Source organism: Flavobacterium movens, assembly GCF_039581425.1.
GTDB lineage: Bacteria > Bacteroidota > Bacteroidia > Flavobacteriales > Flavobacteriaceae > Flavobacterium > Flavobacterium luteolum.
The window spans coordinates 444658-458221 of the sequence record NZ_JBCPXY010000003.1 but is presented as its reverse complement, the minus strand read 5'-3'; the positions used below and the strand labels follow the sequence as shown (position 1 = coordinate 458221).

The window sequence follows — 13564 nt, the reverse complement described above, 5'->3', positions numbered from 1 at the left end:
CTTTCATTATTTCATTTTAGAATCTGAATTAGTAAGCCATTTTCTGTGAAAGACAAAAAGAGCTGTTTTGCCGACAGCTCTTTTTTTAAACATCAAACCAAAAAACAATGAAAAAAAACATAATAATAGTACTGCTGTTTTTTTCTGCAAGTATGTTTGCCCAAATGTACAATCCGGTAAAATGGTCGACGGCTGTAGAAAAAATTTCAGATAAAGAATATATTTTAAAAGCTAAGGCCACAATACAATCTGGCTGGCATTTATACGGACAATATATCGAAGAGGGCGGGCCTTCGAGAACAGCTTTTACCTTCAAAAAACTGAATAAAAATTTCGAATTAATCGGAAAAACAACCGAAGAAAAAGGACATGAAGTAGTCGATAAAATCTTTGATATGAAAATTAAATATTTTGAAGATAAAGCGCTTTTCACACAAAAGATCAAGTTTACTTCAGATAACATTTCAAATATTGAGGGCGAAGTCGAATTTATGGTTTGCGATGATAGCAATTGTTTGCCGCCAACATCGGAAGAGTTAGCATTTAAAATTCCGACTGAAAAGAAACTTGTTACTGTTGAAGAAACTGCAATCGTAAAAGAAGATTCTACTACAGCTAAAACAGGAGAAAAATCAGTTGTTCAGACAGAAGAAAAAGCAATAAAACCAGTTGTTTCTTCACCAAAAACACCAGAATCTAGAGGATTGCTAACAATTTTTATTTTAGCGTTTTTATCGGGTTTTGCAGCTTTGCTGACACCTTGCGTTTTTCCAATGATTCCGATGACAGTAAGTTATTTTACCAAACAAAGTAAAACCAAAGCTGCAGGAATAAGAAATGCGATGATTTACGGAATTTCAATCGTAATTATTTATGTTTTATTGGGGTCTATCGTAACGGCAGTTTTTGGTGCAGATTCATTAAATGCGCTTTCAACCAATGTTTGGTTCAACTTGATTTTCTTTATTTTATTGGTTGTTTTTGCCTGTTCTTTTTTGGGCGCTTTCGAAATTATGCTGCCAAATGCATTAGCCAATAAAGTAGATTCACAGGCCGATAAAGGAGGATTGATAGGGATTTTCTTTATGGCATTAGCTTTAGCGATTGTATCATTTTCGTGTACAGGACCAATCGTAGGGACTTTATTGGTTGAAGCTGCGTCTAAGGGCGGAATCGCACCAATTGTTGGAATGTTAGGTTTTTCAATTGCCATTGCTTTGCCATTTTCATTGTTTGCAGCTTTCCCAGGTTGGCTAAACGCTTTGCCAAAATCGGGCGGATGGCTGAATACGGTAAAAGTAGTTTTAGGATTTTTGGAATTGGCTCTGGCTTTCAAATTTTTATCAAATGCCGACTTAGTTTTGCAGTTGCATTGGCTAGAAAGAGAAGTATTTCTTGCCATCTGGATTGCTGTTTTTGGAATGTTGGCTTTTTATTTATTCGGAAAAATTACGTTGCCACACGATTCTCCGCTAAATCATATTTCTGTTGGAAGATTAGGTTTCGGATTGCTAGTTTTAAGTTTTACGATTTATCTGATTCCAGGACTTTGGGGAGCGCCTCTTAAATTAATCAGCGGATTTCCTCCGCCTAAGCAGTACAGCGAATCTCCAAACGGACTAGGAGTTTCGGGAAATTCGGAGTTGAAAATTACAGGTTCGTTACCAGAAGGAGCAGAGCATGGGCCACAAAACATTATTACTTTTCATGATTATGATAAAGGAATGGAATACGCCAAAAAAATCGGGAAACCAGTTTTGTTGGATTTTACTGGCTATGCCTGTGTAAACTGCCGAAAAATGGAAGAATTGGTTTGGTCAGACCCAAAAGTTTTGGGAGTTTTAAATAATGATGTTGTTTTGATTTCGCTCTATGTTGATGATAAAAAGGAACTTCCTGAAAGCGAGCAATATGTTTCTGAAACTACTGGGAAAAAGATTAAAACAGTTGGCAACAAATGGAGCGATTTACAGATTAAAACCTACAAAGCAAATGCACAGCCATATTATGTTATTGTGGATCATAATAGTGCAAACTTGACAGAACCATCTGCATATAATCCGAGTATTGAGGAGTATTATAATTGGTTGCAGAGTGGGATTAGGAATTTTAAGAAGTAGATATTTTAAAAATGTTATTTAGAAAACCTCCAAAGTCAATTTCACTTTGGAGGTTTGTTTTTTTATAGTTTAAGATCATAACGCTCATCACGAAATGTCTTTCCCCATTGGTTTACTTCTGTTGATTGAGTAAGCTTAAATCCTGCCATTTTATACATTTCAAGCGCTTTATCTTGCATACTCGTTGTTAGCAGAAATACATTTTTGAATTTTTTCTCTTTGCAGAAATCTACGGCATTATTCAATAATTTTTTACCAATTCCAAGCCCTCTAAAAGAAGGATCAAGAAGAAACCATCTTAATTGCGCTTCATTTTCCGGCTGATGCTGAATGGCAATACAGCCAACAATTTTATTATTGTATTCTGCCATCCAAATGCGGTCATTTTCAGGGGAATAATTTTCTAAGAAATGGTAAAAAGTCTTGATCACATACTTTTCAAATTCATTAGAAAAATTCGATTCATTGCCATAAATAAATCCGTGGAGATAAATGATATAGCCAATGTCGCCTGGATTAATTTCATGACGATAGGTAATATGTTCTTGAGCTATTTTATTTTCTGATAACAGACTTCTTATTGTGGTCATCGACTCGACTAAAATTTCTTTTTCAAAAGAATTTAGATTTTCAATTTTACCTTCAATCTTGTTTTCAGATTTGGTATTCAAAACCGCCAGTAAGTCCTTTCCTGTATCCGAAAGTTTAATGTTGAAGGCACGTTTGTCTCCTGTAGAAGCAACTTTTACAATTAAATTTTCTTTTAAAAAACGTTTTAAAATTCGGCTTAAATATCCTTTATCAAGATTTAAAATTTCGGTGATTTTCTGTGCCGTTATGTTTTTGCTTTCGCTGATTTCATAGAGAATCCGTATCTCTGTTAAAGAATATTCACTGTCTAAGTAATGCTGACTTAATATATCTAAATGTGCCGTATAGAATCGGTTAAAACTTCTGATTTTTGAAGTTGTGGCATTCATAAATTGAAATAATGTATTGTTGAAGTGCAAATATATAAAATTAGTTGCTTTTGTCAACTAATTTTATGTGGTTTTTAGAAATGAGTTAGAAAAATTTTAAATTTTAATTTCTTTCTCCTTTCAATAAATTGATGCTTACGGTTGCAGTATCAGCATCGGGAAAGCGTTTAAAAATTGATTTATCTGCAAATAATCCTGCTTCTGCTGCGATTGCATTAAATACATCAATTTCAACAATATACTGGTCAGAAAAGCCATGTGTGGCATCATAAGCTGTTGCTGGAGTTCGTCCTAAATTACTGGCCGTAAGTTTTGGACTTATGGTATGAAGTTCAATCAAAAGAAGACCAAATTTGCGTACGTAAGGTGACCATTTTTGCAAATGTTCTAAAAGATTATCTTCTACCAGATTGTTGCTGATTCTTTTTCCTCTGAAAGCAAATGCCCCCGTTGAGGTACTGACCCTTTTTTCGTTAATGTGTTTCGGATCTTGCCAGATTCTATTATGGTCTAAAAAGGTTCTTACATTTAGCAAATCTTTGAGATCAATATTATAATTTTCTTTTAAATCTTCTGCAAGCAAATCAGGACGCCCAATATCTCCCCAAATTACTTTTGCCCAAATATCTGCATTTATCAGATTGGCTCGAGTTACTTTCAATGCGGTTTGATTGTAATCTACTCCAACCAAAAATAACGGATATTCATCAAGCATCTTTCCTCTTAAAGTCTGTCTGTCGATTACTTCAAAAATATGTTGTAGAAAAGCGCCATTGCCACATCCCATATCTAGAATTCCTTTTGGCTGTTCTTCAATAGGAAGATTAAAAAGCTTGATGAGAATTTCGTCGACTACTTTAAAATAAGTGTCGTGAGCGCCACCGCTTCCCCAAACGTTCATTTCGCGATCTACATGAAGTTCATTTTCTCCTTCGGAGGTTCTTAAAATATCTGGATTTCCAAAAATCAATTCTTCTATTTTGGCAAAAGTTGGAAGATAAGAAACGGTAACACCATAAGCACTGGCTCTTTTGGCAAAAAACAAACCAGCTTCAGTAAATTGATAATTGCCATTTTTTTCCAGAAACCAGTTCAAATGCACAAAAAAGTCTAATATCTTTTTAAAATTTTCTGGAGATTTATGAAACTCTTCAGGTCTGAAAGAAGTTTCCATAAAATATTTATGAAACATTCCGTTCATTGCCAAACGCACAATGGTCGGCCCAATAAGATAGCCTTCAATATGCTTTAAAATCTGTTCCTGAATGCTTTTTTTCAGTAGATCGTCTGAAGGTTCAATTCCGTAGCGCTTTTTATACTTTTCAAAAATAATATTGAGCTTTTCAAACGGCGTATCTTCAAACAAACGAGGATGAAACTGAATCGACAACTGAAGCAAATTCACAACATCTTCATAAAGATAAAATAGTGAAAAAGCTATTTCTGTTTTTTCATTCACAGAAATGGTGATTTTCTGTGTTTTGTTATCGACTTCATAATCAAGAAAGCCTTGAGAAGCTAAAACTCGCAAAGCCACATTCAGATAACCTTCGTTAGCGTTAAAAGCTGCAGTTAGCTCAGATAATGTGAGCTGTTCTTTGTTTAGTATAAATTCTAAAACAGATTTGTTTTTAAAAGCTATTGCTACAGGAGCGGTAACTAATCCGTCGAGATGCCTAAAAATAGAACTTAAAAGTTGTGATTTATCGGTCATAATACAAAGAATGAAGGTTAGATTAAAAATAGTGAATTTTTTCTTAGTTAGGGTGTCTCATTTTTTGTTGGTTTTATTCTTTTTCTATTGGGTATTTTTCAATCAATTTCAACTTTTTTGAGCTTTGATTTCAAATAAATGAGATTAAAAATCAATAAAAACTCTACCGAAATTCGTTCAAATCTGTATAAAAAAATAAAAATTTATATTAAAAGTCAAAATGACAATAACCGAGTAAAATCCAATATTTACTGCATTTTTCATTTAATTTTAGCTCTAAAAAAGAGATTTATTGAAAAAAAATTTTACTAAAACGTTTTTGTAAGTTTTGCTTACATATATTTGCGATGTACTAAAATAGTCAACAATAAATTTTTAGCCCGATGAAAAAGATTACAATTAGAGATATTGCAAAACAGGCAGAAGTTTCTATTTCTACTGTGTCTTTTGTAATCAATGGAAAAGGCGAAAAAATGGCCATTAGTCCAACGGTAATCAAAAAAGTTCAAGATGTAGCACAAAAACTGCAATATAAGCCAAGCATGATTGCGAGCAGTTTGCGAACTGGAAAAACAAGATCTATCGGACTTATTGTGGAAGATATATCCAATCAGTTTTTTGCAGACTTGGCAAGGGTCATTGAAGACGAAGCAAAAAATATAAATTACAGAGTTTTTTATTGCAGTACAGGAGATGATAATGAGCGTTCTGAGGAATTGATTCAGAGTCTTTTACAGGCTAATGTGGAAGGTTTTATCATTACGCCAACCCGAAATTTAGAGAAAACAATCAGTCAGCTCTTAAAATTGCAAAAGCCAGTAGTGTTAATTGACAGGTATTTTGCGAATCAAAAAGTAAGTCATGTTGTAATGGACAATTACGAAGGATCTTATTCAGCAACTAAATTTTTGATTGATAAAGGAGGAAAAAATATTGCTGTTGTAAATAATGAGTCTGGAATGATTCAGATGAAATTAAGAGAAAAAGGATATATCGCAGCGCTGAAAGAAGAAGGAATTTATAATGAAAACTATACGCTTCATTTAGATTTTCATGCAAGTGAACAGAGTAGAATTGAGGCGATTATCAATTTCTTTGAGAAAAATAAAGAGATAGATGCGGTTCTTTTTTTAGCCAATTATCTCGGACTTGCGGGACTTCAGGCTTTTAGAACTTTAAAATACAGAATTCCAGACGACATTTCGGTTATCAGTTTTGATGATCATGACAGTTTCAAACTCCATACACCAACAATATCTGTAATTGCTCAGCCTATAGAAGAAATAGCGGTAAAATCAATACAGTTATTAATGAGTCAGATGACAAACTTTGAAGATTTTAAAGTAGAGAAAGTTCTAAAGAAAGGAACTTTGATTGTCAGGGAATCCGTTTAAAAATTGAATTTAAAAAAGTTGAGGCTTTTTTTTAGTCATTTCACTAAAACGTTTTAGTAAGAATGGAAATACAGCAGCAATTCAAAAAAGCTGCTAGGAATAATATTGCAAACAGTGAACAAATTTTTATTAATTATTTAAAAACAAACAACAGATCAAATCAACAAAACAAAATCAAAACCAATAACCAAAAAGAATGCTTATGAGACGAATATTAGCAGTGTTAGGAGTGATATTGCTTAGCAGTTTAAGTGCTGCTGCGCAAAATCGATTAATAACCGGCATAGTTACAGATGCAGAAAACAAGGGAATTGTTGCTGCATCAATCGAAGTTCAAGGAAAGCCATTTAGTGCTGTTACAGATGCCGAAGGGCGATTTAAAATGAATGTTCCAGAAGGTAAAGTTACCCTTAATGTGTCTTCTATAGGGTTTCAAACAAGATTAGTAGTGCTTCAGGAAAAAGAAACAAGAATTGCTGTCATGTTAGTTGAAACTACGCAAGAATTAAAAGATGTTGTAGTAACTTCATTTGGAGTAAAAAAACAAAAGAAAAGTTTAGGTTACGCAGTTGGGGAACTAAAAGGCGAGGATCTGACAAAAAATAAAGAAATTAACTTAGGAAACGCTCTTCAAGGTAAAATTGCTGGAGTAAACGTTTCGGCGCCAGTTACAGGACCATCAGGTTCTAGCCGCGTGGTAATTCGTGGAGCAACTTCTGCCTCTGGACTTAATCAGCCACTTTATGTTGTTGATGGAATTCCGATCGATAATACACAGCAGGGAAATGCTGGAATGTGGGGAGGAGCCGATAAAGGAGATGGTATGTCTTCTTTCAATCCAGATGATATTGCTTCGATGTCAGTTCTTAAAGGTAGTGCCGCTTCTGCTCTTTACGGGTACAGAGGATCAAATGGTGTTATCTTAATTACAACCAAAAAAGGTAAAAACGGAACAGGAATCGGAGTAGATTTCAGTACAAATTCTTCCTTCAATACGCCTGCGAGTCTTTTGAAATGGCAAGATCAATATGGTGCTGGAGCTCCAGATGCGAACGGTGTGCCAACCAGATTTAACAATTTACAAGAACTTAGAGATTCCTATTATTTTGCATGGGGAGATAAATATGACGGAACACCTTCTTTATCTCTTGATGGTAAGACACGCCCTTATCAGGCTTATGGAAAAGATAATGTGGAGAATTTCTACAGAACTGGATATTCTTTCAGTAATACTTTAGCGATTTCTGGAGGAAATGAGTCAACAAACTTTAGATTGTCTTTTGGAAATACTAAAGACGAATCTATTTTACCAGAAACTACTTTTGGAAGAAATAACGTGGCTTTGAGTTTAAATTCGGCTCCAAATAAAAGAATTAGCATAGAAAGTAATGCGCAATATATTTCGGAGAAAAGTCATAATCGTCCATATTTAAATGACTCGCCAAGAAATCCGTCTTTCCCAACAACATTCATGACGCCAGGAACAGATATCAGATGGATAAGCAATCCTTATGATGCAAACGGTGGAGAAGAAGACTTTTTTGGAGCAAACGTATATCATACAAATCCATATTTTGCTACAAAATCGCCGCTAAACGATGACCTTAGAAAACGTTTTATCGGATCAGCAAAAGTAAATTACAACATTACAGATAAAATTTATGCTAAGGCTGTTATTGGTATTGATGATATTAATTATGAATATACTGAAATCGAGCCTACTGGAATAAATTACAGCCCAGGCGGATCTATTGAAAACAGAGTTGAAACTCGTTCTGAAGTAAATGCTTCTGGTTTCTTAGGCTACAAAGGAGATATTGCTAAAGATCTTTCATTGGATGCTTTTATTGGAGCAAACCGTCAGCATAACAGATATAGTGGTATCAAAATGAAAGGGAATAACTTTATTGTTCCGTTCAAATATTTCTACGGAAATACACAGCCAGATAAAACAGAAAAATTATTCTCAGAAAGCGAAGTAAACTCTCTTTTCTATTCTGCAGATATTGGATATAAAGATTTCTTATTCTTGAGTTTAACAGGTCGTGAAGATTGGTTTTCAACTTTAGATCCTGCAAACAATAGTACTTTTTATCCTTCTGTAAGTTCAAGTTTTATTTATTCAGAAGTTATCGGCCTTCCTGATTGGATTTCTTACGGTAAGATTAGAGCAGGTTGGGGGAACGTTGGAGGAGCATTGCCAGATGCTTATGCTTTAGCATTGACTTATACTACGCCAGACGGACAGACAGATTCTTTAGGACAGCCAATTTTAGGCGTGAATGGAGAAACAATTCCGAACAGAACTTTAAAACCTTATAATGTAAGTACAATTGAATTTGGTTTTGAAAATACATTTTTCAATAACAGAGTGAGTACAGATTTGACTTTCTACAGCAAAAAAACAACTAATGATATTACAGATGCCGATGTTTCTCAGGCTTCAGGATACAGAACAACAAAAATCAATGTTGGGGAAATCTTAAATAAAGGGGTTGAATTTGCTATTAATGTGAAAGCAGTTAAGACGGCAAGTTTTTCTTGGAACGTAGGTTATAATTTTGCTTATAATGATAGCGAAGTTTTAAATCTTTCTGATAAAATCACAACAAAAACATTAGAAGGAAACAGAGATGGAAGAGCCAATGTAGTTTTAGAAAAAGGACAGCCTTTTGGAGTTATTAAAGCGTATGATTATTTAAGAGACGCAAACGGAAATATTGTTTTGGATACAAATGGTAAATTTTTAAGAGGAAATCTAATCATTGCTGGACAAGGTGTTGCACCAACATCTATGGGACTTTCAAATGATTTTTCATATAAAAACTTTACACTTTCAGTTTTTGTTGATGCAAAATTTGGAGGAGAAATCTACTCGGCTACAAACCAGTTAGGAACACGTTACGGATTGTCTGAAATTACACTTCCTGGTCGTGAAAACGGTATCGCAGTAAGCGGAAATGATGTTAATGGAAATCCAGTTAATACCACAGTTTCTGCTTATGATTACTGGAGAAGTTACAGTGACGTAACCTCAAACTTTGTTTACGATGCCGATTTTGTTAAGCTTAGAGCAATTTCATTTGCTTATAACTTCCCAAAAGCATATTTGCAAAAAACACCATTCCAGTCTGTTAGTTTAGCATTTTCTGCTCACAATTTATGGACTATTTATGACAAAGTTCCAAACATCGATCCTGAGTCAAATTACTCAAACAGTAATGCTCAAGGTATGGAAAGAGCTTCTATGCCTTTGACAAGAAACTATGGTTTTGCACTTAATGTCAAATTCTAATTCTAAAAAAGATGAAAAATAGATATATCAAAATATTTTGTGTCGCAATTGTTGGTGCTTTGACATTGGCTTCATGCGATAAAGGATTCGAAGAAATGAATAAGAATCCGAATGCGTTAACAGATCCAGCTGTAAAATCAATGTTTACACTTGCTGAGATTTATGTAGACGGTCAAGATTTTTCTAATACAAGAGGAAACAACTTATACGCTGCACAAATTGTACAGCAGTTTTCTTCACTTGGAGGGCCAGGCTCAAAATACAGTTATTCTTCGGAGTATTCAGCTGCACTTTTTGGCGAAACTTATGGAAAAGGATTAAATCAGATTTTCCAGTTATTATCTGTGGTAGAAAATACACCAGAAAACTCAAATATGATTCAGGCATGTAGAATCATGAAAGTTTTTCTGTTCCAAAAATTGACAGATACTTATGGTGAAGTTCCTTATTTTGAGGCTGGAAAAGGATACAACGGAAACGTATTTTCTCCTAAATATGATACACAAGAAGCTATCTACAATGATCTTTTAAAAGAATTGGATGAAGCGGGAACTGCTCTAGATGCTGGAAAACCTTTCGTTGGAAATGCCGATTTGTATTATCAAAGCGATGTTGCAAGATGGAAAAAATTAGCAAACTCTTTAATGTTGAGAGTTGCAATGCGTCTGTCTAAAGTAAATCCTGCAAAAGCAAAAGAATTTGTTGAAAAAGCCTATGCAAAAGGAGTTTTTACTTCAAATGATGACAGTTTGGTTTTAAAACATGATGCAGGTCCTGCAGGAGTTAAAACCAATCCAATTACATCTTCTTGGGTTAGAAACGATTTAAATGGAGGAGAATCGAACATTAAATTCAGTAAAACATTCATTGATTTATTGAAAAATACAAACGATCCTCGTTTAAGAATTTATGCAAAACTGGAAGCAACAGGAAATAATAACCCAGCAAGTCAGCAAGGTTTGGCAAATGATGCAAAAGAATTTCCGGGAGGAGACAAAAAATTGTTCTCAGACCCAAATACTTCTACAGTATTGCGTTTGGATGCACCAACTTTAATTATGTCTTATGCTGAGGTTCAGTTTTTATTGGCTGAAGCGGCAGTAAAAGGATGGAATGTTGGCGGATCTGCTCAAACTTACTATGATAATGGAGTAAGAGCGGCGATGAATATTTTAACCATTTTTGGAGATAAAGTGCCTGCTGTTACACTTGCAGAATACAATACTTACATTACAACATATCCATTTAAAGCTGCGGGAACAGAAGCAGAAAAAATCGAACAGATTATCACTCAAAAATGGATTGTATTATTATTCAACGGTTTTGAAGCATTTTCAGAATACAGAAGAACAGGTTACCCAGTTTTAGTTCCTGTTAATGACCCAACTGGAGAAACAAAAGGAACAATTCCGAGAAGATTAATTTATGATCAGTCAGAACTTATTACAAACGAGGCTAATTATAAAGAAGCAATTCAACGTCAAGGTTTAGATTTAATGACCACAAGAATCTGGTGGGATAAATAATTTTTAAATTGGTTGGTTAGTTAAGATAAGTCGGGTACTGAGCATACCCGGCTTATTTTTAAAACCATTTAATTGATTTAAAATCAGGCAATTTTTTGAAAAAATTATTTTATAGATTCAAATACCCTTTTTTTCGCATAAAACAAATTTTGGTTCTGCTGAAAAAGATGGATTTTGTATTCGGTATTTTAAAATTTCAAAATAATATACTTAAAGTTTGTTTCAGTTATTTGAGTTTAAAAACAATCCATATCAAAATCAAATAAAGCGTAAGGCAGTGTAAAGAAAATATTTCTAGTTGTATTTTAGAGTTACTAACAAAGAATAAATTCTAAAGAGAAGGAATAATGCGGTCAGTTGTTTCCTTCTCTAAACTGCCAAGTTACCAGATTACTTACCTTTTTTAGTAATTTTAGAAGGTATTAATATAGTACTCAATAAAATGAATTATCAAAAACAACTTCATTGGATAATGTCCTTATTTTTGGCAGGTTTTACATCAATTGCCTTTGCGCAGAAAATTGATCTAAAAAGCAATTGGACCTATCGTGAAGTGAAAACGCAAAAATGGTATTCGGCTAGTGTTCCGGGAGAAATTCATACCGATTTGCTAAACAGTAAATTAATACCAGATCCATTTTACAGAGATAACGAAAAAAAACTGCAATGGATTGAACACAAAAACTGGGAATACAAAACTACTTTTCAGGTTACGGCAAATATGCTGAAAAAGAAAAATACAGAATTGGTTTTCGACGGATTAGATACTTATGCATCAGTTTACTTAAATAGCCAGTTAGTTTTAAAAGCCGATAATATGTTCCGTCAATGGAGGGTTGACGTTAAAAAAGTCTTGAAATCTGGAAATAACGATTTGAGAATCGTATTTCAATCGGCACAAAATGTAGTCGATTCGTTGGCTAAAAAAGATTACCCATTTGTAATTCCAGACAATCCACGTGCTTATGTACGCAAAGCGCAATACCATTTTGGTTGGGATTGGGGACCAAAATTTACAACTTGCGGAATATGGAAAACGCCAAGATTTGAAGCTTACGACGAAAAAGAATCTGAGAAGCCTTATGTCTTAAATCGAAAAATAGAGTTGATCCAAGAGCCAGATAGTTTGGGCAGATCTTTCTATTTTAAAATTGATGGAAAGCCAGTTTATATGAAAGGAGCCAATTATATTCCATCAGATGCTTTTCTTTCAAGAGTGACCAAAAAAGAATATGAAAAAATAGTTTTATCTGCCAAAGAAGCCAATATGAACATGCTTCGCGTTTGGGGCGGAGGTATTTACGAAGACGATTATTTCTATGATTTATGCGATAAATACGGTATAAATGTCTGGCAGGATTTTATGTTCGCAGGTACAATGGTTCCGGGAGATGATGCTTTTTTTGATAATGTAAAAAAAGAAGTTCAGTATCAAGTAAAAAGACTGCGTCATCATCCAAGTATTGTTTTATGGTGCGGAAATAATGAATCTGACGAAGCTTTTAAAAATTGGGGCTGGATGAAAAGTTTCAAAATCTCGAAACAAGATTCAATCCGTTTGTGGAAAGATTATACACGATTATTTCATGACAGTATCCCGAAATGGGTAAAAGAAGTTGATGGTAAACGACCGTATTTGAGCTCTTCGCCATTGTATCATTGGTCAAAAGCAAAAAGCGTAACCGAAGGAGATAGCCATTATTGGGGAATTTGGTGGGGATTGGAAGATATTGAAGCCGTTCAGAAAAAAACAGGACGTTTTGTGAGCGAATACGGAATGCTGTCTTTACCAAATTATAATTCAATTGAAGGTTTTACTTCTCCAGAAGACCGACATTTATATTCAGATATACTAAAAGTACATTTAAAAGCGGGCAAAGGTTTTGAAAAATTAGATACCTATCTCGGTAAGTATTTCATCGATGCTTCAAAAATAAAAAATTTGAATCTGGAAGATTATGCCTACTTGAGTCAGTGTTTGCATTATTATTCCATAAAAAATATTGTCGGTACGCATCGTTCAAAAGCGCCTTATAATATGGGAACTTTAGTTTGGCAGTTAAATGACTGTTGGCCTGTTGCAAGTTGGAGTATTACCGATTACAACAACCGACAGCCAAAAGCAGCGTGGTATGCGATAAAAGAAGCCTACAGAGATGACATAAAACCAGAAACCGATTTTATTCGTCCGAAAGATTTGGCATTAGAAGATCCAAAAATTAGTTGGGAAATAAAAGGGAATAAGGTAATTGTAAAAGCTCAGAAAATGGCAAAATACGTTTGCATCTCGATGAAAGGGTATAATGGAAAATGGAGCGATAATTATTTTGATCTAAAGGCAGGAGAAGAAAAAACAATTTCGTTTGAAGGTAAAATAGCAAAACCTGAAATTAAGATTTATTCTTTGTATGAGGTTCTTAAAAGGTACTAAGATGCTAAGGTTCTAAGGGACAAAGGTTTTTTGTAGAGACGCACTGCAGTGCGTCTCCTTCTGAAAATTACGGTTCATTTTTTATCATAATGTTCTATAAATTG

The 13564-nt window shown here is 34.2% G+C and carries 7 protein-coding genes; 5 read left to right on the top strand and 2 right to left on the bottom strand.

The features are described 5' to 3' along the window. The first annotated feature begins 107 nt into the window (after positions 1 to 107). The gene (locus tag AAYQ05_RS08360; RefSeq protein ID WP_343542579.1) at positions 108 to 2120 is read left to right on the top strand and encodes a protein-disulfide reductase DsbD family protein; all 2013 of its coding nucleotides are present in this window, start codon (positions 108 to 110) and stop codon (positions 2118 to 2120) included. Between the two features lie 62 nt (positions 2121 to 2182). Here the strand turns inward: AAYQ05_RS08360 and AAYQ05_RS08355 are convergent, their stop codons facing one another. Together AAYQ05_RS08355 and AAYQ05_RS08350 are read right to left on the bottom strand one after the other, a co-directional pair. Further along, positions 2183 to 3157: a bifunctional helix-turn-helix transcriptional regulator/GNAT family N-acetyltransferase gene (locus AAYQ05_RS08355; RefSeq protein WP_343542578.1), complete on the bottom strand. Its 975-nt coding sequence runs from the start codon at positions 3155 to 3157 to the stop codon at positions 2183 to 2185. Between the two features lie 46 nt (positions 3158 to 3203). Continuing rightward, positions 3204 to 4814 (bottom strand): class I SAM-dependent methyltransferase, encoded by a 1611-nt coding sequence (locus AAYQ05_RS08350; protein ID WP_343542577.1) that lies wholly within the window; start codon positions 4812 to 4814, stop codon positions 3204 to 3206. A 383-nt stretch (positions 4815 to 5197) separates the two neighbouring features. Between AAYQ05_RS08350 and AAYQ05_RS08345 the strand changes: the two genes are divergently transcribed. The 4 genes from AAYQ05_RS08345 to AAYQ05_RS08330 all read left to right on the top strand — a co-directional run bounded on the left by AAYQ05_RS08345 (position 5198) and on the right by AAYQ05_RS08330 (position 13460). Further along, on the top strand, positions 5198 to 6208 hold the full coding sequence (locus tag AAYQ05_RS08345) for a LacI family DNA-binding transcriptional regulator (protein ID WP_343542576.1): 1011 nt from the start codon (positions 5198 to 5200) through the stop codon (positions 6206 to 6208). Positions 6209 to 6410: 202 nt separating this feature from the next. After that, positions 6411 to 9503, top strand: coding sequence for a SusC/RagA family TonB-linked outer membrane protein (locus AAYQ05_RS08340; protein ID WP_343542574.1), 3093 nt, complete (start codon positions 6411 to 6413; stop codon positions 9501 to 9503). A gap of 11 nt (positions 9504 to 9514) precedes the next feature. Continuing rightward, positions 9515 to 11029 (top strand): SusD/RagB family nutrient-binding outer membrane lipoprotein, encoded by a 1515-nt coding sequence (locus tag AAYQ05_RS08335; protein ID WP_343542572.1) that lies wholly within the window; start codon positions 9515 to 9517, stop codon positions 11027 to 11029. A gap of 442 nt (positions 11030 to 11471) precedes the next feature. Further along, complete coding sequence (locus tag AAYQ05_RS08330; protein WP_343542569.1) at positions 11472 to 13460, top strand: beta-mannosidase; 1989 nt, start codon at positions 11472 to 11474, stop codon at positions 13458 to 13460. The last annotated feature ends 104 nt before the right edge of the window (positions 13461 to 13564 follow it).

What these genes read in the sequence shown, in the direction of transcription:
- AAYQ05_RS08360 (WP_343542579.1), top strand. Translation starts at nt 108, where the DNA reads ATGAAAAAAAACATAATAATAGTACTGCTGTTTTTTTCTGCAAGTATG.
- AAYQ05_RS08350 (WP_343542577.1), bottom strand. Translation starts at nt 4,814, where the DNA reads ATGACCGATAAATCACAACTTTTAAGTTCTATTTTTAGGCATCTCGAC.
- AAYQ05_RS08345 (WP_343542576.1), top strand. Translation starts at nt 5,198, where the DNA reads ATGAAAAAGATTACAATTAGAGATATTGCAAAACAGGCAGAAGTTTCT.
- AAYQ05_RS08340 (WP_343542574.1), top strand. Translation starts at nt 6,411, where the DNA reads ATGAGACGAATATTAGCAGTGTTAGGAGTGATATTGCTTAGCAGTTTA.
- AAYQ05_RS08335 (WP_343542572.1), top strand. Translation starts at nt 9,515, where the DNA reads ATGAAAAATAGATATATCAAAATATTTTGTGTCGCAATTGTTGGTGCT.
- AAYQ05_RS08330 (WP_343542569.1), top strand. Translation starts at nt 11,472, where the DNA reads ATGAATTATCAAAAACAACTTCATTGGATAATGTCCTTATTTTTGGCA.